The sequence below is a fragment of the Streptomyces sp. NPDC048637 genome (genome assembly GCF_040650675.1).
Classification (GTDB): Bacteria; Actinomycetota; Actinomycetes; order Streptomycetales; family Streptomycetaceae; genus Streptomyces.
This window is the reverse complement of sequence record NZ_JBEZHQ010000008.1, coordinates 89,923-114,086: the sequence shown is the minus strand read 5'-3', so window position 1 is coordinate 114,086 and position 24,164 is coordinate 89,923. Positions and strand designations below refer to the sequence as shown.

The 24,164-nt window shown below is 66.0% G+C and carries 22 protein-coding genes and 3 pseudogenes; 10 read left to right on the top strand and 15 right to left on the bottom strand.

From position 1 onward, the window contains the following. Genes AB0C46_RS13700 through AB0C46_RS13675 form a run of 6 tightly spaced genes read right to left on the bottom strand, consistent with a single transcriptional unit; the run spans window position 1 to window position 4,737 of the window. Window positions 1-957 carry a thymidylate synthase gene (locus AB0C46_RS13700; protein ID WP_362827997.1) on the bottom strand — a complete coding sequence of 319 codons (957 nt, stop codon included), beginning with the start codon at window positions 955-957 and terminating at the stop codon, window positions 1-3. Further along, window positions 954-2,825, bottom strand: a complete 1,872-nt coding sequence (locus tag AB0C46_RS13695) for a hypothetical protein (RefSeq protein WP_362827996.1) — start codon at window positions 2,823-2,825, stop codon at window positions 954-956. The genes AB0C46_RS13700 and AB0C46_RS13695 overlap by 4 nt, the downstream gene beginning before the upstream one ends. Beyond that, complete coding sequence (locus tag AB0C46_RS13690) at window positions 2,822-3,487, bottom strand: HAD family hydrolase (protein WP_362827995.1); 666 nt, start codon at window positions 3,485-3,487, stop codon at window positions 2,822-2,824. The genes AB0C46_RS13695 and AB0C46_RS13690 overlap by 4 nt, the downstream gene beginning before the upstream one ends. Continuing rightward, entirely contained in the window at window positions 3,487-3,966 is a 480-nt protein-coding gene (locus AB0C46_RS13685; RefSeq protein WP_362827994.1) for a LuxR C-terminal-related transcriptional regulator, read from the bottom strand. The genes AB0C46_RS13690 and AB0C46_RS13685 overlap by 1 nt, the downstream gene beginning before the upstream one ends. 46 nt (window positions 3,967-4,012) lie before the next feature. Then, window positions 4,013-4,552, bottom strand: a complete 540-nt coding sequence (locus tag AB0C46_RS13680) for an ATP-binding protein (RefSeq protein ID WP_093645159.1) — start codon at window positions 4,550-4,552, stop codon at window positions 4,013-4,015. Next, window positions 4,549-4,737 carry a hypothetical protein gene (locus AB0C46_RS13675; protein ID WP_141725637.1) on the bottom strand — a complete coding sequence of 63 codons (189 nt, stop codon included), beginning with the start codon at window positions 4,735-4,737 and terminating at the stop codon, window positions 4,549-4,551. Before AB0C46_RS13675 ends, AB0C46_RS13680 begins: the two co-directional genes overlap by 4 nt. 356 nt (window positions 4,738-5,093) lie before the next feature. Between AB0C46_RS13675 and AB0C46_RS13670 the strand changes: the two genes are divergently transcribed. The 4 genes from AB0C46_RS13670 (at window position 5,094) to AB0C46_RS13655 (ending at window position 8,722) form a co-directional block, all read left to right on the top strand. After that, a complete protein-coding gene (locus AB0C46_RS13670; RefSeq protein WP_362827993.1) occupies window positions 5,094-6,362 on the top strand; it encodes a helix-turn-helix transcriptional regulator in 1,269 nt (422 codons plus the stop codon). Beyond that, on the top strand, window positions 6,359-7,237 hold the full coding sequence (locus AB0C46_RS13665) for a phosphotransferase (protein ID WP_362827992.1): 879 nt from the start codon (window positions 6,359-6,361) through the stop codon (window positions 7,235-7,237). The genes AB0C46_RS13670 and AB0C46_RS13665 overlap by 4 nt, the downstream gene beginning before the upstream one ends. A gap of 79 nt (window positions 7,238-7,316) precedes the next feature. Then, entirely contained in the window at window positions 7,317-7,520 is a 204-nt protein-coding gene (locus tag AB0C46_RS13660; RefSeq protein ID WP_362827991.1) for a hypothetical protein, read from the top strand. A gap of 39 nt (window positions 7,521-7,559) precedes the next feature. Continuing rightward, window positions 7,560-8,722, top strand: a protein-coding gene (locus tag AB0C46_RS13655; protein ID WP_362827990.1) for an IS3 family transposase whose coding sequence is annotated in 2 segments (ribosomal slippage) — window positions 7,560-7,844 and window positions 7,847-8,722 — 1,161 coding nt in all. Because the reading frame shifts where the segments join, the coding sequence is not laid out codon by codon here. 232 nt (window positions 8,723-8,954) lie between these two features. Here the strand turns inward: AB0C46_RS13655 and AB0C46_RS13650 are convergent. After that, window positions 8,955-9,104 (bottom strand): hypothetical protein, encoded by a 150-nt coding sequence (locus AB0C46_RS13650; protein WP_362827989.1) that lies wholly within the window; start codon window positions 9,102-9,104, stop codon window positions 8,955-8,957. Between the two features lie 209 nt (window positions 9,105-9,313). On the opposite strand from AB0C46_RS13650, the gene AB0C46_RS13645 reads away from it, so the two are divergent. Next, the gene (locus tag AB0C46_RS13645) at window positions 9,314-10,981 is read left to right on the top strand and encodes a hypothetical protein (protein ID WP_362827988.1); all 1,668 of its coding nucleotides are present in this window, start codon (window positions 9,314-9,316) and stop codon (window positions 10,979-10,981) included. 400 nt (window positions 10,982-11,381) lie between these two features. Then, window positions 11,382-11,726: a hypothetical protein gene (locus AB0C46_RS13640; RefSeq protein WP_362828136.1), complete on the top strand. Its 345-nt coding sequence runs from the start codon at window positions 11,382-11,384 to the stop codon at window positions 11,724-11,726. A gap of 119 nt (window positions 11,727-11,845) precedes the next feature. Here AB0C46_RS13640 and AB0C46_RS13635 read toward each other — a convergent pair whose 3' ends face one another. The 5 genes and pseudogenes from AB0C46_RS13635 to AB0C46_RS13615 form a co-directional block, all read right to left on the bottom strand. Then, window positions 11,846-15,385 carry an NB-ARC domain-containing protein gene (locus AB0C46_RS13635; protein WP_362827987.1) on the bottom strand — a complete coding sequence of 1,180 codons (3,540 nt, stop codon included), beginning with the start codon at window positions 15,383-15,385 and terminating at the stop codon, window positions 11,846-11,848. Between the two features lie 129 nt (window positions 15,386-15,514). Next, entirely contained in the window at window positions 15,515-15,964 is a 450-nt protein-coding gene (locus tag AB0C46_RS13630) for a restriction endonuclease fold toxin-2 domain-containing protein (RefSeq protein ID WP_362827986.1), read from the bottom strand. Between the two features lie 730 nt (window positions 15,965-16,694). Further along, complete coding sequence (locus AB0C46_RS13625) at window positions 16,695-18,389, bottom strand: hypothetical protein (RefSeq protein WP_362827985.1); 1,695 nt, start codon at window positions 18,387-18,389, stop codon at window positions 16,695-16,697. A 433-nt stretch (window positions 18,390-18,822) separates the two neighbouring features. After that, window positions 18,823-19,221 carry a hypothetical protein gene (locus AB0C46_RS13620; RefSeq protein ID WP_362827984.1) on the bottom strand — a complete coding sequence of 133 codons (399 nt, stop codon included), beginning with the start codon at window positions 19,219-19,221 and terminating at the stop codon, window positions 18,823-18,825. Between the two features lie 179 nt (window positions 19,222-19,400). Next, window positions 19,401-20,048: pseudogene (locus AB0C46_RS13615) on the bottom strand (IS5 family transposase). Between the two features lie 416 nt (window positions 20,049-20,464). On the opposite strand from AB0C46_RS13615, the gene AB0C46_RS13610 reads away from it, so the two are divergent. From AB0C46_RS13610 to AB0C46_RS13595, 4 genes and pseudogenes are all read left to right on the top strand, one after another. Next, window positions 20,465-20,734: a helix-turn-helix domain-containing protein gene (locus tag AB0C46_RS13610; protein WP_362827983.1), complete on the top strand. Its 270-nt coding sequence runs from the start codon at window positions 20,465-20,467 to the stop codon at window positions 20,732-20,734. 107 nt (window positions 20,735-20,841) lie between these two features. Beyond that, window positions 20,842-22,176: a site-specific integrase gene (locus AB0C46_RS13605; protein WP_362827982.1), complete on the top strand. Its 1,335-nt coding sequence runs from the start codon at window positions 20,842-20,844 to the stop codon at window positions 22,174-22,176. 17 nt (window positions 22,177-22,193) lie between these two features. Then, window positions 22,194-22,325, top strand: a pseudogene (locus tag AB0C46_RS13600) (3-hydroxyacyl-CoA dehydrogenase family protein); the annotation flags it as partial. A 102-nt stretch (window positions 22,326-22,427) separates the two neighbouring features. Further along, a pseudogene (locus AB0C46_RS13595) lies at window positions 22,428-22,721 on the top strand (immunity 49 family protein); the annotation flags it as partial. A 156-nt stretch (window positions 22,722-22,877) separates the two neighbouring features. Here the strand turns inward: AB0C46_RS13595 and AB0C46_RS13590 are convergent. The 3 genes from AB0C46_RS13590 to AB0C46_RS13580 are packed head-to-tail and all read right to left on the bottom strand — an operon-like array spanning window position 22,878 to window position 24,117. Continuing rightward, on the bottom strand, window positions 22,878-23,081 hold the full coding sequence (locus AB0C46_RS13590) for an Imm49 family immunity protein (protein ID WP_362827981.1): 204 nt from the start codon (window positions 23,079-23,081) through the stop codon (window positions 22,878-22,880). Between the two features lies 1 nt (window position 23,082). Next, window positions 23,083-23,355: a hypothetical protein gene (locus AB0C46_RS13585; protein ID WP_362827980.1), complete on the bottom strand. Its 273-nt coding sequence runs from the start codon at window positions 23,353-23,355 to the stop codon at window positions 23,083-23,085. Between the two features lie 48 nt (window positions 23,356-23,403). Further along, window positions 23,404-24,117, bottom strand: a complete 714-nt coding sequence (locus AB0C46_RS13580; protein ID WP_362827979.1) for an Imm49 family immunity protein — start codon at window positions 24,115-24,117, stop codon at window positions 23,404-23,406. Window positions 24,118-24,164: the final 47 nt, after the last annotated feature.

Below are 24,164 nucleotides of genomic sequence, written 5' to 3'. Positions count from 1 at the left end.
TCACCTCGTCCCCACCGGTGCGGAAGCCGGCGTGCCGCCAACGCGACGATTCAGCTCGCCGTACCAGCCGGTCAGGGCCTCGCCGAGCGGCCCCTCGATGGCGTCAGCGATACGACACGCCTGCTCGCGCTCTCCGCCCTTCCACAGCCGGTAGCTGCGCATCGTCTCAGCCATGGCATCCCAGCCCGGGTGCCCCGTCTCGCCACCGGCTTCAACCCGGTCGAGGAGCTTCTCGAACCCCTCCCACGGCGTGGAGAGTTCAGGCATCACCGGGCTCGCTGCCACATCGGTCAACGCGTCGGCCTTCTCGATGTCGCGTTCGTAGATGTGGAGGGAGTCGACGTGGTGGTGGTACTCCCCCAGGTCGACGTCCAGCCAGCCGGCGACGAGCTCGTGGAGCGTGGTGAAGAAGAACAGGTCGTACGGCATGCCGATCCACACGTCCTGGCCGCGCATCGTGGTCGACATGTGCAGTCGTCCGCCACGCAGGTGGAAGCGGAAGCCGAGTGTGCAGGGGACGTCTTTGTGGCCGGCGGTGTCGCGAGCCGGGTCGTAGAGCTGAATGGTCGCCCGCCGGGAGTCGGGATCGTCCTTGAGGATCTCGACGACGCGGTGGAGCTGGTCGACCCTCCCGGCCCAGTTCCGCATCCTGGGCCCATACGCACCGCGGAGGATGCCGTCGTCGGCGTACTGCCGCAGCCGCGCGTTGTAGTCGAAGATCCACGGGGCGTCGGAGCCGGAAAGGTGCCAGACGGTCTCGGCCACCGCGAAGGCGGGGTTCACAATGCGGGCGGGCGGCGCGTACAAGAGTCGTGCCCGGGGCTGGGTCAGGCGCATGGTGAGGTCGAGGACCTCACGAGTGGCCATCCCGCGCGGGCTGATCTTCTCCCCGCTCTTGGCCAACGTAACGGCCCCGGTGAAGAGTTCGGCGACGGTGTCGGCGGTCAGGTTCGTCATCGGATGGTGGCTCCCTCGCCCCGGGGCAGGCCGGACTCGGCGCCCGCGGGGTGGTGTTCGATTGGGTCGGTGTGCGAGATGCCGGCTTCGGCCTGGCGAATGATGAGCTGGGCGATGTCGGCAGCGCTGTGGCCTCGCCAGCGGCACACCGCATCGCGCACTTCTCGCGGTACTCGGGCGCTCCCCCGGCTCACGAGGTCGAGCGCGTCCGTGACATCGGCAGCCGTTCGGCACCGGTGCGCGACGGCGTGCCCTGCGAGACCAAGCGTGCGGTCACCGGGGCGGTCCAGTTCGAGGACGGGCACGTCGAGGAGTACGGCTTCGATGCCGCATGTGGAGGACACGCTCACCACGGCGTCCGCACCCGCCAGGCAGCCGCGCGCTCCGACGCGCGGGTCGGCCACGGCCACAGGTGGTTTTCCGTCCCCTCGCAGCAGGCGGTCGAAGACGTGGCCCCCTTGGGCTGGGTGCGGGGCAATGACGAGCCCCCAGTGCCCCTGGGCCGCCTTCAGACCGTCGAGGATGATGTCCGCCTGAGCTTGGAGGCGCTCAGGGCCGAACGGCTGGCAGGCCCACACCGCGATCCGCACCGGACCGCGCTCGCTGTCGGCGCCGAGCAGCTTCTGGAGATAGCGACGCTGTGCTTCGCGCCCGAGGCCGGCGAGCGCATCGAAGCGCGGCTGCCCCAGGACATGGATCTCCGCCTTGGGGTGCCGAACCCATGACCTCGCCGGGGCAACGTCGCGGTCACCCATCACCACGATGTGACGGCTGTGGAGGGCGGGCCAGGCGACCGACTCCGGTATCCACGCCCCGTGCTGGACGTTCACGGTGGTGGCACCATGCCGCTCCGCGGCATGGGCGGCGAGCGCTCCGAGCGGGCTGGTGTCGTTGCTCAGCAGCACAGTGTGCGGGCGTACCGCGTCGAGCAGCTCCTGGAGCCACTCCTCCACTCGCACTACGGCTCGCCAGGACGGCTGGGTACACCCGCCGCTCCCTTCCAGAAGTGCAGCGGCGAGGCGCTCCAGCCGGTCCAACCGAACGGTGTGTACGCCGACTTGGGCCGTGCCATCGGCGCCGTCGGGTTCTTCGGTATCCAGACGCAGCCCGGGGACTGTTCCAGAGGCGGTGACAGCCTCGGAGGGAGCTGGGCACAGAGTGATGGACCCGCCCGCGGGGGCTGGGCAGCGCTCCACCGGGTCCGTGGCGAGGTCGACCAGCACGCTGGATCGGCCTGCGCCGGCGAGCTCCTCCAGCACTGGCAGCAGGGTCTGCGCGTGCCGGGATGACCAAGACAGTGCCACCACCTCGGCCGCCGATACGACCGAAGGCGTAGGGATACCTGCAAGTCGGCTATCAGGGTGGAGAGTTGTTAGCTTTCGCAGCCGGGCGGAGCGCGCCGGATTATGCGGCGCCAGCGCACCAAGGACGTACGCGACACCCGACCAGGTAACGGTGTAGGCGCGGTACTCGCGTGAGCTGCTGTCCCGCAGGCCAAGCAGTCCTTCGTACGGGGCAAGGGTCACGGGCCCGGGGGCCGCGGCGAACTCGGGCCACGCGGTCAGCGCCAGGAGCTTCCGCACCAGCTGCGTGATCAGACGCCGTACGGGAACGTGCTGCACGTACAACCACGAGGCGCCACCCGGCGTCTCGGCGCGCCGCGAGCTGTACGTCTCCAAGGCGGACATGACGTCGGCGACGTGCCGATCCACCTCTGTTCGATCGACCGGCAAAGCCTCAAGATCCAGTGTGGTGATGCAGGCAGCCGTCATGTGCCGAAGGGACGCTTCCCCGACGAGCGCCCAGACGGTCTGCTCCCCCACTGAAGTCCGGACGAGGCCGAGAGCGCTCCTCTTCGCAATGCTCACAGCAGGCTCCCTGTGACAAAGGGGCCCGACTCGCAGCTCGTGTCGAGTACCCGGAGGAGGTCCTGCGGGTCACGCGCGATCTCAGGTGTCGGGCTGCCGGGCTCGCCGTAGCCCCAGGCGGCATGCACGTACGGCACACCGGCCCGCCGGGCGCACTCGCGGTCAACGGCCATATCGCCCACGAACATCGCGGACGCGGGATCAGTGACGAGATCAACGAGCGCGAGCATCAGGGGGTCCGGTGCCGGCTTACCCCGCCCGGGGCCGCTGGGGGTGCGGACCGCGGCAAAGGGGCACCCGAGCCGAGCCAGCAGTGGAGCGGCGCGGTCCAACGGTTTGGACGTGACGACCCCGAGCAGCCAGTCGGCGGCAGCGAATGCGTGGAGCACTTCCTCCACACCGTCGAACGGCCGGGCCAACTCGCAGCCTCGCTGAGATGCCTCCGCATACGTCTCGTGGAGACGATCAGCCTCGGTGAGGCCCAGGATTTCCATGATGTCGTCGAAGGGGCGGCCGAGGTGCTGCTCGTACACCTCGAACGGCACGTCGATGCCGTGGCGTTCGCGTACCTCTCGCCACGCTTGCCGCATAACCGGCCGCGTATCGAGCAGAACGCCGTCGAGGTCGAGGACGAGCGCACGCCTGAGTCTGGACGCCGTCATCAGGATCGCGCTCCTTCGTCGGCGTTGAGGATGTGCCAGCTCCAGGCGAGGCTGACTCCGTGCACGGCGTCGGAGGCACCCATCTTGTCCAGCAACCGCCGGATGCACTTCTTGGCGGTGTGGTGCGACATGAGCTGCGCTTTCGCGACTTCTCTTGCACCCGCCCCCTGGGCGAGCAGCCTGAGCGTGGTCGTCTCAGCATCGGAGATCTCCGGCCGCACGGCCGCCGCACCCTTGGGCCTGGCTGCATGGCCTGCTCGGCACGCCATGTCGGCGAGCACCGGGCGGCGGCTCGTGCCCAGCTTGGTCCGGATACTGCGCAGGTAGCCCTTGACGGTGTCCTCGGCCAAGCCGATGCGCGCCGCGATCTCGCGGTTCCCCAGGCCATCGGCGACAAGGCCCAGGATCTCGGTTTCCCTCGGTGTAAGGAGGTGCAGCAGGACAGGCGGGGAGTGTGCGGGCATGACGAACAGCTCCAAGATCTGATTGGACGCGTGGAGTGGTGAGGGTGAGGGCTGGCTGCGGTCAGACGGCCGGCGGCGTCGACGGCCAGCGCAGGAAGGCAAGGACCCGCTTGCCGGTGCCGTCCGGATTGAGGCGCGAGGTCCAGGCGTCCGCCTCGGCGGCTACGAGGCACAGGCCCCGGCCATCGAGCGCACTGATAGGCCCCTTACGCGGAACGGGGAGCTGGCGGGAGTTGTCCTCCAGCTCGATCCCCACGACGGCATTCTGGTAGGAGAGCGTCAGGGTGATCTCCTCCACCAAGCCCTCGGGCTTGGTTCTGCCGTGGCGGCATGCGTTCGTGACGAGTTCGCTGACGATGAGCAGTACGCGATCGGCGAGAGCGTCCAGGCCCCACTCGGTGAGCTGCGTCCGGGTGAATGCCCGGGCCCGACGGGGAGCCAAGTCGTCCGAGGCCAATGTGACGCTCGAATGCAGCTCGGCGTGCTCGATAACAGCTTCCATGGCCATGGCGCTGTTCATGCCGCCCCCCGCGGGCCATCCACCGGAGTTCATCGAGAGGGCGGCGGCCGCCATGCCGGCCGGGCATCTCCGGCCGATCATTGGGTCGTCTCCTTCAACACCGGCAACAGAGCGGCAGCCCGATCTGCGAAGTGGCGGGCCTGGGCGAAGGGGTGCTGCTGACGCATGGTCGCGTTCAGCGAATCCACGCCTACGCAATGCCGGGCATCAACAACCGACGGTTCCCGGCGGACAATGTGGAACACGATCTGGTGGTTCGCCGTCATGGACATACCTCCCAAGGTCCCTGCCACGCCGAGGACAATTCGTCTCGGCAACGGCTTACGGATCACGCTGCCACTGGGCATGGGAGATCGCATATCGCCAGAGTGATAAGAGAGTTGGGCTGCAATATGGCAACCGCAATGCCAGCATGAGCATCAGTCGGCCGAGGTCGGGAGGGGCAGTGAGCGGGGAGCGTCGTTGCCTGAAGTGCGGGTGCCGCCTCAGCCGCTACAACCCGGACGACCGGGAACTGTGCGGGGCCTGCGCGCGAGGCGCCCCGACCTCAACAGAGCCCGAACCGCCCTCCATCCCTGATCGTGTCTGGTCGGATCCCGGGATCCAAGAAGCCCTCCGGGTAATGGACTTCGGGAAGATGAGCCGTCTGCTGCGGCAGCACGCCGGGTTACGGCAAGACGACCTGGCTCGCCTCGCCGGCCTCAGCCAGGGCTACCTCTCCCAGCTCGAATCCGGAGCCCGGCGTCTCACGCGTCTCGACAAGACCCAGGCGTTCCTGGACGCTTTGGATGTGCCGGCCGAACTCCGCCCGCTCGCTCCCAGTAGCGCGCCTGCACGCGAGGCACCGGAGCCCGAGCGTGAGGAAGCCGATCACTTGCGCTCGCTCGCCACAGAAGCGGCGCAGTCCTCCAGCGCGTTCGCCGCATTCATGTCGTCCAGCAACGTCAGCACAGACGAGCTTGAGCAGTTCGGATTCACTCTCGCCCGCATCGCCACCGATTACGTCCACGCACCGCTGCTCCCGTTGTTCACCGAGCTCGTCGCGGTACGGGATGAGCTCTTCGACCGCCTGCAGGGCCGCCAGCGCCCCCAGCAGAGCCGCGATCTGTTCATGCTCGCCGGGACGGCGTGCCTGCTGCTCGCGCACGCCTCACAGAACCTCGGCGAGCAAGCGTCCGCGATGGCACAGATCCGTGCCGCGCGCCTGTGCGCCGAGCAGGCGGATCACACCGGGCTGCGGGCATGGGCTGCGGGCACGGCCGCGCTCATCACCGAATGGTCACCACAGAACCGGATGGCACTGAAGCTGACGGAACACGCGGCCCAGCTCGCCCCGGCCGGCGAGGCCCGTATCCGCATCGCCGCGATCGAGGCTCGCGTGGCGGCCCGAATCGGCGATCACGAGCTGTCCCTGGCCGCGCTCGACCGGATGCGGCAGGCCAGGGAGGAAACTCCGCTCCACGACGAGGTCGAGCAGTTCGGTGGCCTGCTGACCTTCCCCCTCGCGAAGCAGGATTACTACCTCGGCGGCACCTACACGCTGCTCGGGAAACACGAGGAGGCCCACCGGCATGCCACCGCCGCCATCACCGCGTACCGCAGCGGTCCAAGGGAAGAGCGCTCGTACGGGGATGAGGCCCTGGCCCATATCGACCTGATCACCGCCGCCATCCTCCAGGGAGACCCGGCCGGCGCGACAACCGCCCTCCAACATGTCCTGGACCTGCCCCCGCAGATGCGCATCCGCCAGCTCGGCAGCGCCATGGATCGCCTCGGCAGCCTCATGCGCCGAACCGACCTCAAGGGCAACCAGACCATCGGGCAACTGATGGACCTCATTCAGGGCTACCGAGTCATCGACGGCACGGCCGCGCTACGGTCGGAGCGATGACCACGACATCTCTTACGCCCAAGGGCGCCGCTCAACGGGCCTGCGCGGTCTGGGGGCTTCCGGCACGCGGCATCTCGCCCCTGCGCTCCCATGCCACCTCCGTCTATCTCCTGCCCCAGGCCGACGCCGTTGTCCGAGTCAGCCGGGACGAACAGCGCGCCTCGATTCAACGAGCCATCGCCCTCACACGCTGGCTAGCTGGCCAGGGACTTGAGGTCACCGAGCCCCTCGACGTATCACAGCCCTTGGACGTTCCCGGATACGTGATCACCCTGTGGCGGCACTACCCGCAGCCTGATGGTCCGCCCCCCGGCCCGGAGCACCTCGGCCATCTGCTCAGCCTGCTGCACAGGCTCCCCGAGCCCCCCATCGAGCTGCCCGCCTATCGCCCCCACCTGGCTCTGCGCCCCGTCGTCGAGTCCAGCACCACCCTCACGCCCAGCGACCGCGAGTGGATACTCGGCCGCTCCGACGAACTCCTGGACTCCTACGCGCACCTCGACTTCCCCCTCGGCCCGGGCTTGATCCACGGTGACGCCTACCCGGGCAACACCCTCTGGGACAGCTCCGCCGCCAGGCTCGGCGACTGGGACGAAGCAGCAATCGGCCCCCGTGAGAACGACCTCGCCAACACCTTCCAGGGCGTCCGCTTCGGTCGCACCACCGCTCAGCTGCGCGCCTTCTCCGACGCATACGGCCACGACCTCATCGACTGGCCAGGGCTCCCGGTGCTCACGGAGCTACGGGACCTCCACACGCTCGGCTCCTTCATCCGCCGGGCCGACCTGGGTGACCTGGAGGCGGCTGCCCAGCTCGCCTTCCGGCTGGACACTCTGAAACGCGGCGACCGTACGAAGAGCTGGGTCATCCACTGACCTCTGCTCCGACAAAGACCAGCACAGCGACGCGACCTACTTCGTAACCACGCGGTACGCGTTACCACGCTTCAGGACTGTGGCGGGACATTCCTTCTGCTTCGCCAGGCAGCCAGAACGGTCCCTGGCCAAGCTCGCCAGACACAGCATCGACGAGCTGACCGCGCTCGTGAAGACCCGACTCAAACGGATGCAGTACCGACCCGGCCTCATCTACGGCTTCATCACCAAGACCCGGCTGGACTTCAACTGCGGGTCTGATGCACGATCAGGTGACATCTGAACTGGCTTGCCTTGTAGGGCGGGTGGAAAGGATGTCGCTGTGCCCAAGCCTTATCCGGAAGAGTTCCGCCAGGACGTCGTGCGGGTCGCGAGGAACCGCGGCCCGGGTGTGACGGTGGAGCAGGTGGCCACCGACTTCGGAGTCCACCCGATGACGTTGTGGAAGTGGATGCGCCGGGCGGATATCGACGACGGGACCAAGCCCGGGGTGACCAGCCAGGAGAGCGCGGAACTGCGGGAAGCACGTCGGCGGATCAAGCTGCTGGAGCAGGAGAATGAGGTCCTGCGCCGGGCCGCGGCCTACCTGTCACAGGCGCATCTGCCGGGAAAAGGATCTACCCGCTCGTGAAAGAGCTGGCCGTGGACGGGGTGCCCGTCACGGTGACGTGCCGGGTGCTCAAGCTCGCCAGACAGCCCTACTACCGCTGGCTGGGCAAGCCGATTGCCGACGCCGCGCTGGAGGAGGCATATCGCGCGAACGCCCTGTTCGACGCCCACCGCGACGACCCGGAGTTCGGCTACCGGTTCCTGGCCGATGAAGCCCGTGGTGCCGGAGCCGGCATGGCCGAGCGCACCGCGTGGCGGATCTGCCGGGACAATCGCTGGTGGAGTGTCTTCGGGAAGAAGCGCGGCCGGGGCAAGAAGGCCGGCCCTCCGGTGCACGACGATCTCGTGAGCCGCAACTTCACCGCGACCGGCCCGAACCGGCTGTGGCTCGCCGACATCACCGAACACGCCACCGGCCAAGGCAAGCTGTACCTCTGCGCGATCAAAGACGTCTTCAGCAACAGGATCGTGGGCTACTCCATCGATGCGCGGATGAAGTCCCGCCTCGCCGTAGCCGCCCTGGAAAACGCCGTGGCCCGACGCGACCACGTCGCCGGGTGCATCCTGCACAGCGATCGCGGATCACAGTTCCGGTCCCGGAAGTTCGTCCGAGCCCTCGACCACCACCGGATGGCCGGATCGATAGGGAGAGTCGGGGCGGCCGGCGACAACGCGGCCATGGAGTCCTTCTTCAGCCTGCTGCAGAAGAACGTCCTCGACCGCCGGACGTGGGCCACCCGTGAAGAACTGCGGATCGCGATCGTGTCCTGGATCGAGAGGACCTACCACCGGCGCCGCAGACAAGCCGCACTCGGCCGGCTGACACCCGTCGAATTCGAGACCGTCATGACCACACCGGCCCTCCAGGCCGCGTGAACGAACCTGTCACCCGAACCTGCATCAGACCCTGCCGTAACCCCAGCTATCGAAGACCTCTAGCGCCGGCGCGAATCCTCCGGGCCCCGGATTCACCGCGAAACCGGGCTTCTGGTACTGGGTGGCGGTAGCCACAACTTGACTCGAATCTAGCGCCTGATGCGCGCCAAAGGCCCAGCCAGCGAGGGTGCTGCCCGTCGCTTCAGTGGGCTGCTTCGGAGTGAGGTGTGCATCAATCGCGGGCCATGAGCTGGGCAAGTAGGGCCACCACCGCGGTGGCTCCCACTACGGCGGCGCCGACTTTGGGTGCATGCAAGGTCAGGGCGACGACGAGGACGCCGACCAACAGGAGGACTACGAGGCGCACGCTGATCTGTTCCATAGGGATCTGCTTTCCGTGTGGTGCCAACTGACTTGTGTAGCCAGCATGGACGCCTCACGGACGGCCCTGACGGTCCCAGACGATCACTGACGGCATCAACCAAGAACAGCTGCTGTCTGACAATGCGTGACGGATTTTGACGATCGTGTATACAGGCGCCAGCGCGTCGGGTTAATAGGACCTGACACAGGATCACTGAGGGGGAAGAGATGGCGGTCGCACAGCCGTGGAAGAGGCCTGAGCTGCCTGACGAGCCGGCCCTGAAGAAGATGAACGATGAACTGCATGATCTGAGACTGCAGGCAGCGCTCCCGTCAGCGCGAATTATTCGCGATCGCATCGGGAAGGACGCGCAGGGCTACTGGATCGTGAACCACCAGGCAGTGCTAGACACCTTCCAGAAACCGGACCGCCCTCATCGGGGCCGCCTCGAACTCATCGTGGCTGTCCTGGCCGAAGATGCTGGACGCAACGACGTAGACGAAGAAGTCGACCGCTTCAAGGGCCTGTGGAATCAGGCCGTCAGGGAAACGGTTACGCATGCATCAGTACAGCCTCCGGAAGAGACCACAGCTGCCACCATCGATGATGACGTGAATGGCGCAGCTGGCCCTTTCGAGGACCTGCGGAAGTGGGCCCAGGACGCAAACGAACACGCAGCAGAAGAGCCACCAGCTAGCACCGAGAAGCCTGACACCGCCGACCAATCCACTGCGCAGTTCAACTACGCGGAAGAGGCTTTGAAGGCACTGATCATCAATACAGCCCAGGCCCTGTGGGACGACAAAGACGCTTTGAAGGTGTTCCTTGGTGTGGTGCGCCGCAGTGAAGGCTTCGCCAAGATGGCTGATGCGCTGGAGGGAAGTCGGCCAGCGAACGCGACGTTCTACGACGTAAAGAGTAGAGAGTTCGAGGTGGATCGCTCTGCGGCGAGACTGGAGCTGGTCACTCTCCATCGCTTTCTTGACCAACACAGGCTGAAGCGAAAGTGGTCCTTCACCGACTTGGAGGAGCAAACGGGTATTTCGTCGGATGCATGGATCCGCTGGTACACCCATGACGAACTGCCTGAGCGTGAGGCACTTGTCGCGTTCTCTCACATGGCGAGGTTGGGGCTAGAGGACCACGTCCTGTTACTCGGCCTTTGGGACGCGGCCCATGATGCATTGGAAGTGCAGAAACGCATTGAAGCGTTGCCGTCCCGCATCGGCTTCGATGAGGCGTGGACGATGCGCGCCCCGGGAACGCCAAGGTTGTGGGCACTCGCGGGTGTCGGAGGCGATGACCTGGCCGCGTATGGTCCTGATCTGGCTTCCGGTACAGCTCCGGCGTTCGTTGTAGCCGGGCCCGCCAAGTCGGGACGATCCACGGCATTAGCGAACATCGCACGCTCTCTGCTCGCGGCTGGCACTCGGCTCGTGTTGGCCGCGCCCAAGCCGTCTCCCCTACGGGAATTGGCTGATCGTGACGGTGTGGTGGCTTGCTTCTTCCAGGACGGCATCGGGCACGACGAGCTCGAGGAGGCTTTGCCAGTGACGTCTACTGAAGAACCGGTCGTTATCGTGATGGATGACGCGGAGCTCCTGGGCGAGTGTGATGCCGGACGTCGACTGCAGAGTCGATTGGAGCACGGCTTCGACGAGGGTACGGCGCTGGTTCTGGGCGGCGATGAAGACAAGCTTCGGCTGAGTTTCGGCTGGCTGGGAAGAGTGAAGAAGGCCCACCGCGGCCTCCTGCTATCCCCCCAGAAGCGGAACGCCGGCGATTTGATCGGCATCAAGACCGGAGACTCTATTAGCGGCAGCCCTATCACTCCTGGCCGAGGATGGCTCCACCTTGGGGACGGCAGACTATTGGCAGTGACCGTGCCGCAGTAAGGGTTGAACCCTAATTTAAAGCGGCCAAGATGGTCGCTGATGTCCACCCTGCATAGAACTACGAACTAGAAGTTCGCCGTGCACCTCCGCGAAAGCTCAGGTGCTCGCTCGCAGAAACAGCGGCTGCTTCCGGAGGGCCGGGAGGAATGGTGGGGAGCGCCAGATTGAGTTTGGGGCTCCCCTGCCGTTCGATTTGCCGCTACTAGAGATCTTTAATGGCTAAGGGCTGTCCCGTAACTGATCTTGGAGTCAATGCAGGAGAAGTCAGCGGATAGGAGCCCCTGTTCCCCTATCCGACGAGGACGAGGTTGTGCAGGCGCGGGACACCGCGCATGGCGCGGTATATGCCGCGCCGTTTGTTCTGGCCGATCCTGTCCACTTCGCGAGCGAGGAGGACGACGTGGGCTTGAACCTGTTCCCGGGAGACGGAGACATCAGCAGTCCGGACGTCGCCTGGTCCTACACCGGATTCAGTGCCTTCCGGGAACGGCTCGCACGGGCCGAGGCAGAACGGACGGGAAGCAACACCTTGATTTCCAGCAAGCCCTTAGCGGTCTTGCATCTGCACGGCGCCGGGGGCGACGGGTGTGAAGAAGTTGATCAGATTCCCGTCGGAGTCCCGGCAGAGGAGGGAGTGGTTGCCCCACGGCAAAGCCGTCGGCATCTGGACGAACTCGCCGCACCGAAAGCACCTGTGACACCAGCAACACCCGCGGCTAATGCCGCAGCATCCCCCTATCCATGACGCCGGATCTTGCCGCGTTGCGGGCGCAGCTGCCATAGCACAATTCCCGGATCCGCCTGTGACCTGACAGCAGCGCCACCTGAGGCAGGACAACTGAACGGCAATGGCAAGCCCGGACATCAGGTTCGGTAGTCGAAGAAGTAGAGCCCTCGTACGCCAGCGGCTGTGAGGCTGCTGCCGTCTGGAGTCCATGCACAATCGAGGAGCTGACCCTCGACGCGCATCAGCGTGGTGCAGAGCCCGGAAGTGATGTCCCAGACCTGCAGTGTCCCGTCGGCGTGGGCTGTCGCCAGTCGCGTGCCGTCGGGGGCTATGGCTACGGCGTTCGCCCCGCTTGCCCGGTCGGCCAGGGTGGCGGTGCACGATCGAGTGGAGGTATCCCAGATTCGGATCTCCCCATCGTCGCTTGCCGAAGTGAGCCAGCTGCCGTCCGGGGCGATTGCCACCGCGCGGATGTTGGCGGAGTGTTCGCTCAGGATGCCAGTGCATGTCCCTGAAGCGACGCCCCAGATGCGGACAGTTCCATCCGCGCTGCCGGTGGCGAGCCAGGTGCTGTCCGGCGCGATCGCCACGGAGTGAACGGAATTGGTATGGCCGGTCAAGGCGGACGTGCAGGTGCGAGTGGAAGCACTCCAGATCCGCACAGCTCCGTCACTGCCGGCAAAAGCCATCCATCTGCCGTTCGGCGCGATCGCCACAGACAGGACATGGTTGGCGAGTCCGGCCATGGTGGTAGTGCAGGACTGGGTTGAAGTATCCCAGATCCGCACGCTCCCATCGGCGCCACCAGACGCGATCCAAGTGCCATCGGGGGAGACTGCTACAGCCACGATCCAATCGGAATATCTAGTTCCAGTTAAGGTGGCTGTGCAAGCCGCTGAGGCGATGTCCCAGAGCTGCACAGCCCCGTTGCCGCTGCCGGCAGCCAGCCACCTGCCGTCGGGAGCAATTGCTAAACAAGGCGTATACGTGCTGGCTCGTCGCGGCGCGCCTGCCATGTGGCCTCGGACTGCGCTGTCCCGGATGTGGACCGACATGTCCTCGCCGCTGGTGGCGAGCCACCCACCCCCAGTGGCGATAGCCACGGACAGCACGCCGCCAGCGTGCCCGGTCAGTGTTCCGGCGTGGGAGGACGTGCCTATCTCCCAAACCCCGGGTGGTCGGTCCTCATCGGTGGCAAACCGCTGCCCCTCCGGAATGTTCCATACCTGAACCACCCCGTATCTGTCAGCTATGGCAAGCCACCGTCCGTGTGGGGCGATCGCGATCGAGGTGGTGTTGCGTCCAGTCAGAAATGCTTTGCAGGTTCGCCTGGCGGCGCCGCCCCAGATCGCTACCCCGCTATCGCCACCAGTTACGAACCACGTGGAGTCCGGGGCGATTGCTACCGCACGGACGTGAAGTATGTGGTCGGGCAGGGTTCCAGTGCATGTCCCTGTCGAGGTGTTCCAGATGCGCACCCCTTCGTCCGGGCTCGCGCTGACGATCCAGGTGCCGTCCGGCGAGATGGCCACAGAGTGGACCGCGGCTGTGTGCCCGGAAAGAGTGGCGGTGCACTGTCCCGAGGTGATGTCTATGAGCCGAACCACCCCGTCATCTCCGGCGGAGGCGACCCAGGTGCCGTCCGGTGCGATGCCAACGGCGCGCATTGGACAGGGGTGCACCAGCATGGCAGTGCAGTTTCCCGAGGCGACGTCCCAGGTGCGTATCGTCTTGTCCGGGCTGGCGGTGGCGATCCAGGTGCCGTCCGGGGCGATGGCCACCGCGTGAACGCTGTCGGTGTGCCCGGAAAGAGTGGCAGTGCAGTTTCCCGAGGCAACGTCCCAGATCCGTACTGTCCCATCGTCGCTGGCGGTAGCGATCCAAGTGTCGTCCGGCGCGATCGCCACCGCGCGAACGGCGTTTGTGTGGCCGGTGAGGGTACGTCGATGGTGCTGGTCGGGGAGGTCAGGCATTGGCCAGCGATTAACCAGAGCCGGCATCCGACGGTCTTCGTGCTGAAGGACAGTAATCTGGTGCCGCCAGGCTGGGAGATGTTGAAGTCTGCTTCGCAGAACGTTCACCAGCGCATGGGAAGGGATAGTGGGGCCGAGGAGATGCGCTGCCTGTGCGATTTCGCGTGCTCGTTCGGCTGCCTCGGATGTGGGGATGCGACTGAGGTCGCTCCACGGAGCAGTAGGACCACGCTGGCTCAGGCGAGCCTCGACCCATCGCAGGTCGCTGGCGACTGCCTCCGCCTGAGCGGTACGACCGGCGGCCAACAGGTGTTCGATTAGGTGGTCGAGCAGGTAGCCGTCGGACACCTGCCACCACGCAGCCCCGGGCTCGGGCGCGGAGTGAGCTATCGGCACTGCTGTGGGCAGGTCGGCGGCCACAGCGTCAACCAGGACGGCACTGAGGGTTGTCAGTGCCGCGGGTCCGAGTTCGGCGCGAAGGTAGTCGCGGATCACGTCGTGCAAGGTGATCTGGCCGCCAGCATCAGCCGTCAGCGACAGAAGCGACAGGCGGCCAAGGACTGCGCAGAGGTCGCGTGACTCCGCTTCCGTGAGGCCACCGGTTGCCTGCCATAGGCGAGCCGTCACGGTCACGGATATGGCCTCGTCCTCAAGGAAGACACCAAGCTCAGCAAACCGCTCGGTTCCGCCGGGCGGCAGCAGTGCGGTGGCGGCCTCCACCGTTGCACGTACTGCCAACCGACGCCGCCGCGGGTCGTTCAGGTCCAAGAACACTGCTGGATCGTCCACAGCAGCGGGGCCGTTTGTCCGTAGAGCAGCCAGAGCGCCCGTGGCGGCGACGTCGGGCGCCACACCTGTGGCGACCTGCTCGGTGATGAGCCGGTTGGTCAGGCGCAAGAGCAGAGCCCACCGCCCCGTAGCGCGCAGCAGGTCTTGGGTGAGTCGCTCGGGCAGCGGAGGGTGCAGTTGCCAGGTCAGCACAGCACGCGCCTGGTCGGGGGTCATCTCGTCGACGCTGATACGGGTGGTACCGGGCGGGAGGACAGCGGGGGTGCGGGTGGTGACCAAGCGCACACACTGAGAGCCGCCATAGAGGAAGGGGGCGAGTTGCTCGGCTTCCCACACATCGTCCAGGACGAGCAGGGTGCGCGGGCGTTGGTCGAGGAGACGACCCAAGTGCGCGCCGGCTAGATCGGGGTCGTCGAACGTGGCGGTGTCACCTGTGATGAACCGGGTTGCCTCAGCGACCTTCGCCGCCACTGCTGTCTGCCCGCGTACGTCACGGCCCATTGTGATGGTGAATACGCGACCACGGAATCGCCTGCGCACCCTCGGATGGGCACACACGACCGTGGCCAAAGTGGTCTTGCCGAAGCCCCCTGCACCCTCCAGTGAGGTGGTGATGCCTACCGCAGTGGAGGTACGCCGGGCGCAGACCACCGATACCGCTTCGTCGCTCTCTCCGCGCCCCACGACCCATCCAGGAATCGGAATTCGCGGCGGCGCCGGTGGATCTGCCGCAGTGGCGAGCGGATGTTCTTGCCACCAGGCCGAAGCCACTGCGGCGAGGAGTGCAAGGGCGGACAGGACGCCGGTCGCGACCCACGGGTGCTGGCGCAGCACATCCAGAGCTCCAGGCCAACGCTTATCCTCGGTCGCGGCATTCACCGCCAGTGACGACAGTACGCCAGCTGCAACGACCACAGCAGCGACTGTTGCGGCGCCTACGAACCGTACTCGCAACACTCCCAGCCCCCCACTCACATGTGCTCTACGTGAGGCTATCGGGGCTAGTTGAGCTTGTAATGCAGATGTGGCCCAGCGCCAGGCCATTCAGGACTCATCGCCCGCCAGGACGTTACAGCTGAGTATGTGATGTCCACTGCCTCTGTCGTTCTCACCGTCCCCGCCATTGCCATGGCGGGGTTTCGCGCAGTAGTAGCGGCTCGCCACCCATATCCCGCAGTCGACCCTCAGACGCCGGAAGGTATTGCGGCATCCGGGCTCCCGAACGTACTTGGCCTCCACGACATAGCCGTCCGTGGACCGCAGTCCGTCGACGCTCAGTCCTCGTTTGGACGATCCAGGCGCTCCGGCGGGGAGCGGTGCTTCCCGTTTGGGTAACCGCCACCCTCCTCTGGCGTCAGTGTGTGGGGCCGGGTCAAACCGTCCGGGCTTCCGGTTTTCCGGCACCCTTTGGGTGCGTCGGGAAGGGATTTTCGTGTTCTGCCACGCTTTGCGGAGGGGCAGTGCGTGGAGACCGCGGCCCTCCGGGCGGATCATTGGCAATCCGTAACTCGCGGGAGCCTGACGGCCATACCCTGGTCTATACGCGCGATGAGATCTTCGCTTTCGGTAGCGCTCGGCCTCGCTTCGGGCAGTCTTACCACGATCCGATTCGCAGGAACGCCCGAGAGCCTTTCGCTCACCCGACGCTTCCTCCGGGGCACCCTCACTCGATGGCGCCTGATCAGCTACCCAGACGATGCCGCACTCATCGCCTCAGAGCTGGTCTCCAATGCCGTCCAGCATGCTTGATTCGCCTGCGGCCAACCGTTCAGAACGCGATACGGAAGCGCGTCCGCTGTGTGCCCAGCGTCAACGAGCTCATCTGGGCCGGAAGCGACCGCGTCACCCGGCAGTACGGGGTCGAGCACATGCACGGCTTCCAGCGCATCGTGTGGAGCCGGATCGGCACCCTCGCCATCCTTGCCGGCCTGTGGCCGCGGCACGTCGCAGGTAGGGCCAGCTTCCCAGCTTGGGAAACCGGCCCTCGGGGCTACGCCAGGCTTCCTCCGAGTGCGCGTCTGCGGCTAGTCACGGTCTCCATCGAGGTGCGACATGCCGAAGGCTTTCTCGTCGGGGTGGCGTGCCAGTCGTGCGAGTGCCCAGGCGGTTCGGGAATCCATGCCAGGTCCGTATTCGATTCCTAATCGCCGAGCGTGCCAGGTGGTCAGCGGGGCGAGCAGCCAGCGCCGGGCTGGGAAGCGGAGACGATTCCTGGCGGTTCGGTTCACAGTCCGGCTTCTGTGTCCGGCGACGGTGCGCTGGCGTCCTGGTTGAGTGGGCAGGCGGGCCGGCTGCATTCTGTGTGGTGGCAGCTCCGGAGGTTCGCCAGGGCGAATCGGGCGTTGATCAACGCAGGGTCCTCCTCTTCGGGGCTGCCGTAGAGGAAGCGGGACATTGCGTCGACGGGCTGATGGCCGTTGCGTACATCGGTGAGGATCCCGAAGGTGAAGTCGCGCTCAAGACGGTTCTCGTAAGTCGCGCGGGCCCAGCTCAGCAGGACGTCGTGTGCTTGGTCGCGCACAGCAGGTTGTTGCAGGGTGTTCCCCCAGCCGGTGATGAAGAAGTCGCGGATCCTGGGGGCAGCCTGCGCCAGGGGCATCAGGTCTTCCAGCACATTGGGCTGCGCTGAGGGATCGGCCAAGGCGAGGAAGGCTCGGGGGCCGGCTGCACTGTTGGAGTATTCGAACCAGGATTCAATGGTGTCGACTACGCGGATGAGACTGTCCCCGTTGCGGCTGGCGTACGTAACAAGCGCCTTTGCTGCGGTTTCGGCGGCAGCATCGTCATGTTCAAGGACGTGACGCAGCCTGACGAGTGCCCGGTGGGGCCAACGCTGCCCGTAGCCGCCGCTGCAGACCTGAGCGGCCACATCCCGCTGGTGGGGGTTGCTCTTCCGCTTGGCCCACTCCAGAAGCTTTTTGTGGATGTCCGGCAGGAGTTCGTCGGTCTTAGCGGCTTGGGTAAGGAGGTGAGCCACCAGCTTCACGCGGTCCGGGTCCGTGGTGTAAGTGGGCTCAGTCCACTTCTCCATGACGTCGAAGAAGGGGCGGTTCACCGCCGTGCGGGATAGTTCGAGGAGGCGTTCACCGATCTGCTTCGCCCACTTGGCAGCGATGCCATCGGGAGCAGTGATGCGCTCCAGCCATCTCCTGGTCTCCTGGCGCTCGTTGGTCCAGTGGTGCCAGTCCATTCGGATGGCTGCGAGGGCAAGCCCGGGTCGGCTATCGAAGGCTGCAGTGTCGTCTGCGGTGACGTCGACGCCGACGGCACGCATCCGGTTGCGGGGGCTGCGCCCCTCACGGTAGCGCCCTGCGCTTGGTTCGTCGGCGGAGCCGAATGCGCCGGCGGCTTTGATGCACAGCTCCAAGGGCGCGCCTTCGAGGTACGCGGCGGCCAGGAGCATCACGCGGTCTTGGCCGCGGGTCCCGGTTTCGGCAAGGGTGTCTTCCAGGAACCTGGTCCAAAGCAGGACCTCGTCCCGGATAGCCTGGATTTCCCTACGGCCGATCTCTGCCGCTTCGGTCGACTGCTTATCGTTGCGCTTGGTGACAGCCGAGGTCAGGCGGACGGGGTCGACCTTCCGTAGCCGCTCAGCGATGGCGACCGCGTTTGAAGGGCTGACGTTGCGTGGGATGAGGTCTGCGAATTCGTTCGCCGCGGGATCGATGGTGCCGGGGCCGCGCAGGATGCCTCGGGGAACACTGCGCGTCGGGTCCAACTGCAGCCAGTCGGCTTGCCTTGGGCTGCTTTTAGCGAGCCACTTTCGGGCGACCTGCAGGGCGTCGGGACCCACCGCGGTGAGCTCGTAACGACTGTCGGCCGGCCAACTGTTTAAGTTGGCGGTGATGACCAGGTAGCTCCTGGCGGCGTGCAGCTTCTCCGCCCATGTGATCAGTGCCAGAGCAGCGTTCGTGTCCATAGGGCGGGACGTAGCATCCAGGATGTACCCACGCCCCTCAGAGGGTTCTGGAAGGACTTCGGCATCCGGCGTCTCATCGTCATCCCAGTCTCCTCCCATTAGGAAGAGCTGGTAGGTATCAGAGGCGGGTTTCAGAGCGGACTCAAGCGCCCTCACAGCCGAGGTGAGCCGACCACTGCCGGGCTCTCCTGCGATGACCGCGAGACCATATCGAGCCAGAACCTCGGCAGCACTCTGCGGCGTTGGGGTGTGGGCCCACAGCGGCTCCGAAGCTGCTGCCCGGTCCGCGGTAGGTACCGGTGTGGTGGGTACCTTGGGGCGTCGCGCGATGTGGATGTTGCCCGTAAGGTCTCGGGCTACCTGAATGACCGTGCCGTGGTTTCCCGGGGCCGACTGTGACGGAGAAGGGCTCTGCTGTTCGTCGGGGGACATGTCAGCGCCTCCTGGTGTTGAGGCTGCCGAAGTTGTCCCTCCCGACTTGAATCACGGTGCCGGAATTGCCTGTTGTCGTCTGGTTCACAGTGCCGTTCTGCTCTTCAGCATGGCGGCTTGCCAGCGAGCTGAGGTCGTCAACTGCGTCGGGGTAGTCCTCGACCAAGGTGAGTAAGCGGCGCTGCCAGCGGTCGCGGATCTCGTGCGGGTCCAAGGTGTGTGCCTGCACCTGGTCGGCATCGAGACGGTTCAGCTGACGCTCTTCCTCTGCCTCTCCCGCATGGTGAAAGACCCGAGCTGCAAGCGTCCGCATCGACGACCAGCTCTCTTTGACCATCTCCGACACCAGCGCGGCGGCGGCCGCTGCGGTGACCGCGACCAATTCCGTTTGCTCGCTCACTTTTACAGTCCTCCCGTTTGTTGTACGCCTCGCCTCCCCCGTGGAAGGGACGCAGGCGACGCAGAATCGCAGGTCGCGAGAGGCGAAGGGCCGGAACGGTAGAAACTGGCTGGAACCCGGCGAGCTGGCGGCTCGATCCTGTAGAGATGGGTGCGGGGGGCCGCAAGAATCCACCATGACTACGCACACAGCACTGCGGCTATACCGACGAAGGCGAGGAAGTGCTCGGCCTTGCGTTCGTAGCGGCGGTGCAGGTGCCAGCATCCAGCCAGCCAGGAGTCCGTCCTCTCGACGACCCAACGGTGGCGGCCCAGTCGTGTGGAGGGCTCGATGCCCTTACGGGCAATGCGGTGGCGGATGCCCCTCTTACGGAGCCATCTGCGTAGGCGGAAATAATCGTAGCCCTTGTCCGCATGGAGCTAGGCCGGGCGCCGAGGACGCGGGCCGCGTCGGGAGCGGACGGGCAGGATCCCCCGCACCAGTGGCTTCAGGCCGAGGCTGTCGTGCATGTTGGCACCGGAGATGCCCAGCGACAGGGGCAATCTGTTTCGGTCCGTGATCAGGTGGATTTTCGATCCGCTCTTGCCGCGGTCGGTCGGACTCGGTCCGCTCAGTGGCCCCCTTTTGCCGCCCGGACACTGACGGATTCGATCGTGCCCCGCGACCAGTCCAGCTCTTCTCTGGCGCCGAGTTCGTACCAGGGTCTCGCGGTCACCAGTCCGTCGCCGACCCCCGCCCTGCGGACGCTTCACTTCCGTCGGCGACACCATCCGCCGCAACAACACCCACAACTCATCCGGCACCAATCGCGCAACCAGATCCGCCATGAACGGCTCAACGAACGATCACGCCATAAGAAACGGAGTCTAAGTAGGCAGGGCCACGAAATACCGGAAAGGGGTCTCCGACGCAGTCAGAGGCCCTTTCCGAGGAAAAGTCCCAGGCAGCAGCCGGACGGGTCGGCCTATACCCCGGGGCCTGACTCACGGCAGTTCGCCTACGGCAGACGTCCACGGCTGGAGACCTGCGCGGACACCATGCCAACGTACGAGTGTCGGCAAAACCGCAGGTCAACAAGAGGATGATCCAGCGTCATGGACTGCTACGCCCGAGATCAACAGTCGCACCTCAGCGCCCCCCTGAAGGGGCCTGTACACGCGCTACCAGAATTTTCCGGTCTCACCAAGCCCGGACTTCTCCGGATCCTGATGTGCATCGACTCTTCTCAGCCTGGAGACCAGAGATGCACGACCAGATCACGCCCACCCATGATTCCGCGTTCTTGAAGCTGACCAAGGCAGCGGAATACCTCGGCATTTCACCGAACACTCTGTACGTCTGGCGTCACCGACGGCAGGGGCCGCCGAGCTTCCGCATGGGAGGCCGCGTCATGTACCGGATCTCGGCGCTCGATGAGTGGATCATAGCGCAGGAGCAAGCGGATTCACGTTCCAATGCTGCGCTCAATCCCCTCAGCCAGAAGCCGATGAAGCGCGCAGTACGCACTCTTTGAAGGTGTCCGCAAGCCCGAATGCGGTGCCGCGATCTTTTGGAGTCCCAGCGCGGCTCCCCACCATGCAATTCAAACATTCGCAGTTGAGTTCCTAGGAGCACTTTCCCTTGGCGGGGTACATAGAAGACCGCTGGCTCAAGAAGAAGCCGAGCAAGGACACCGGTAAGCGGGAGCGAGCAGCCCTGTGGGGCAAGGGCAAGCGCTACCGGGTGAAGGGTATCCCGGGCGTCCGGGACCGTTCGTTCGACACGAGCGAGGATGCGAAGCAGTGGCTCGCGAACGCACAGACCGACACCACACGTGGCGAGTTCGTCGACCCCCGCGATGGGACGATCCCTCTCGCCCAGTACATCGAGAAGCACTGGTGGCCGAGCCGGTCAGACGAACCGTCGACCGCCGCCCCCATGCGCAGCAAGATCTGGAACCACATCATGCCGTTCCTGGGTGCAACGGCGCTCCGGGACATCGACGCTGCCGCGCTGCGCGCCTGGACGGCCCAGTTGCTGACGCGGGTCGAGGCGTCCACGGCCCAGGTGATCTGGATCCACCTTTCCACGATCCTCGAATCCGCCGTCGACGACGGCCGTCTGGTCAAGAACCCTTGCAAGGCCCACCGGACGGTCAAGGCACCAAAACCCGTGAAGAAAAGGGCCAAGGCATGGTCCAGGTCAACCGTGGATGCCGTCCGCGCGGGCCTCCAGGATCGGTACCACTTCGCGGTGGACCTTGGCGTCGGCCTCGGCCTGCGCCAAGGCGAGGCGTTCGGCCTCGGCGAGGAGGACTTCGACTTCGATGCCGGCGTCGTACACATCCGCCGACAGCTGCGGTGGGACTCCAAGGGAAGGCCGTACTTCTGCCTTCCCAAGGGCGGCAAAACGCGAGACGCTCCCCTCTCGCCCAACCTCACCAAGCGTGCCCAGGACCACCTGCGCCGCTTCCCCCCGGCCGCCTGCACACTCCCCTGGCGCAACCCCGAGCCACCCACGACCGAACTGGAAGCGCGACAGCGCAAACCGATCACCGTCCGGCTGGTCCTGAGCACCTCGCAGGGCAATCGAATCAACCCCTCGCTGTGGAACAAGAGGAGCTGGCGGCCCGCGCTCGCGGAGGCCGGGGTACTGAAGACAATCGGCGAGAAGGTCGCGACGCATGGAGGCCGCATCCGGCGGTACCCCGTCTACGAACTTTCGCGCGCGGACATGTACCACGTGCTCCGGCACACATACGCGAGTACCCAGCTTGAGGCGGGCGAGTCGATCGTGAGCGTGTCGGAGTGGCTCGGGCACTCGTCGCCGCAGACCACGCTGAAGCACTACGCTCACTTCATGCCCGAGGCAGGCAAGCGGGGCCTCGCCGCCATGGACGAGTGGTTCGATCAAGATCCACAACCGAATGTCCCTGAGAAGTCCCTGGGCGCCCGGAAGACCCCGGACGGGCCATGAAACCGCAGGTCAGAGCGGTAGCCGCGCGGATTGACGGCATGTACCACGAGTACAAGGAGCCCCTGTACGCCGCTCCCCCGCTGCTCGCGCGGATGGTCGACGCGGGACGGCTGGGGCGGAAGTCGGGGTCGGGGTTCTACCCGTACTAGGAAGTTGCTGACGCCGCCAACTGAACCTGTTCAAGGCCGAGTTCACCGGGCGCAGCGCTGACAGCAGCGCCGCGCCCGGGCGGCTTTCGCAGCCCTTGCCGGGCTCCCCGGGATCTGCTGCAGGCCGTGCTCTACCCGCCCATCAACCTCTTCCACCGCTTCGTCACCAAAGATGAGCAGGGCTTCAACCAGGCCTTGCTGGAGGCGTTGGAGCTGCACAAGGCGTACTGGACTGCAGACGAGGACCGCACTGCGGACCCCGATGGCCGTATCGCTCTGGGCCCGCTCGCCATTGCCTGCCTTGCCTACGACGGGGGGATCCCGGTCGAGGTCGAGTCGGAGTACCTGCCCAAGCACCTCCTGCAGCGCGGTTGGCTCGGCGAGTTCCCCACGTGAGGCACCTGGCATGGTGGTCGAGTCCGACTACCTGGCCAGCGAGCTACTCAACAGCGCCTGGGGGGCGTTTTCCCGACCTGAGGTACTTCTCCTCGGGAAATGTTGCGGGTGCCGGAAACCGTCATGGAACGTGATCCCGTTGTGTTTGGGGGCTGGCTAGAAGGGTTCGGCCGCTTGGAGCAACCGCTGCGGCAGGTAGGGGGACTCGACCTGGATCGTCCAGCCCCTGCGGCGGGCGTGGCAGGTCAGTGCCAGGATGTCGATGTTGATCGCTGCGTCGCAGTCGTCCGCGCGGTCGGCGACCTGGTAGTGATCACGGTGGGCTTCGAGGGCGTCGGCCAGGGCCAGGTTGAAGCTCACCTCATCGCCCTCGACGAGCTGGGAGAAGAGAACGACGGGCGGCGGGAAGAAGCCCCCAGTCCTTGGCCCGTTCGACCTCGTGCAGGGCACGCTCCGTCGCCGGTAGGGGATCCTCACCCCTGAGGTAGTCGTGGAGGGCCTCGCGGTACGAGGCGAACGCCGAGCCATCCTTGCGGGCATAGACCGGACCGGTGAGCACCAGTGGGGCGAGGTCCTCGGGTACGCCGGTGACTAGCGCGAGGTTCGTAGCAATCTGCCAGTGGCCGGGGCTCATGTGCTCGCTTCGGGAAGCCGGGTAGACGACCGTGCGACCGTGCGACCGTCAATGGTCACCTCGGCCTCGGTACTGGGCTCGGCGAGGGCTATGCGGAACAGAGCCGCCCCCACCCAGCTGGGAGGCCAGGCCCAGGTTCGCCAGCTGAACGTCCGTGACATCGGCGGAGTGCGAGGCGCGCACCTTGAAGAGGATCTCCTGGTTTTGCAGGGCGCTGGCGAGCTGCCATACGGCGGGGCGCTTACCGTCCACCTCAGTGAAGGCCTCCCGGGTGTACTTCTCGAACAGGGCCTCGCTCTCCGGATTCAGGGGCAGGGATGAAGTCGGCCGCTCGATGACCACGGGGCCTTCGGCCAGGGCAGCGACCGCGTCCGCACAACGGTTGCGGCCCAGGCTGCCGACGCGCGGTCCGGAGGTCTCGAACCCGGTGACCAGGGCGCGCGGGAGGTAGTCGGTGTCGACTGCCGGAGCCCAGCCCGGGCCCCGGTACGCGAGCGCGGCCAGGGCAATCGGCAGGAGCGGGAGGAGGCTGCGCGGCCCGGCACCCGGGCCGCGCTGTTCGCTGAGGGAGACAAGCAGGTCGGTGAGGCCGGTGTCGAACGCCTCCCGATCGCCTGCGGCCAGAGCACGCAGGGTCTGCAGCGCCACGGTGTGCGACTGGCCGAGCAGGCTCTCGCCGGTCTCCTCCGCTCGGACCCGGATCCGGGCCAGCGCGGCGTCGATCGCGCCGAGCTTGGCCTCCGCGCTCGCCGGGTACTCCATAGGGGGTCACCGAGGGCAGCGGCCTGGTGCCCGGCGGAAGATGGGCA

Bases quoted from the DNA above. Each gene is read 5' to 3' on its own strand.
- AB0C46_RS13585 (WP_362827980.1), bottom strand. From the start codon at position 23,355: ATGAGCCCCGGCCACTGGCAGATTGCTACGAACCTCGCGCTAGTCACC.
- AB0C46_RS13680 (WP_093645159.1), bottom strand. From the start codon at position 4,552: ATGATCGGCCGGAGATGCCCGGCCGGCATGGCGGCCGCCGCCCTCTCG.
- AB0C46_RS13580 (WP_362827979.1), bottom strand. From the start codon at position 24,117: ATGGAGTACCCGGCGAGCGCGGAGGCCAAGCTCGGCGCGATCGACGCC.
- AB0C46_RS13675 (WP_141725637.1), bottom strand. From the start codon at position 4,737: ATGACGGCGAACCACCAGATCGTGTTCCACATTGTCCGCCGGGAACCG.
- AB0C46_RS13650 (WP_362827989.1), bottom strand. From the start codon at position 9,104: ATGGAACAGATCAGCGTGCGCCTCGTAGTCCTCCTGTTGGTCGGCGTC.
- AB0C46_RS13630 (WP_362827986.1), bottom strand. From the start codon at position 15,964: ATGATCCGCCCGGAGGGCCGCGGTCTCCACGCACTGCCCCTCCGCAAA.
- AB0C46_RS13690 (WP_362827995.1), bottom strand. From the start codon at position 3,487: ATGACGGCGTCCAGACTCAGGCGTGCGCTCGTCCTCGACCTCGACGGC.
- AB0C46_RS13700 (WP_362827997.1), bottom strand. From the start codon at position 957: ATGACGAACCTGACCGCCGACACCGTCGCCGAACTCTTCACCGGGGCC.
- AB0C46_RS13610 (WP_362827983.1), top strand. From the start codon at position 20,465: ATGCACGACCAGATCACGCCCACCCATGATTCCGCGTTCTTGAAGCTG.
- AB0C46_RS13645 (WP_362827988.1), top strand. From the start codon at position 9,314: ATGGCGGTCGCACAGCCGTGGAAGAGGCCTGAGCTGCCTGACGAGCCG.
- AB0C46_RS13625 (WP_362827985.1), bottom strand. From the start codon at position 18,389: ATGGACACGAACGCTGCTCTGGCACTGATCACATGGGCGGAGAAGCTG.
- AB0C46_RS13665 (WP_362827992.1), top strand. From the start codon at position 6,359: ATGACCACGACATCTCTTACGCCCAAGGGCGCCGCTCAACGGGCCTGC.
- AB0C46_RS13670 (WP_362827993.1), top strand. From the start codon at position 5,094: ATGGACTTCGGGAAGATGAGCCGTCTGCTGCGGCAGCACGCCGGGTTA.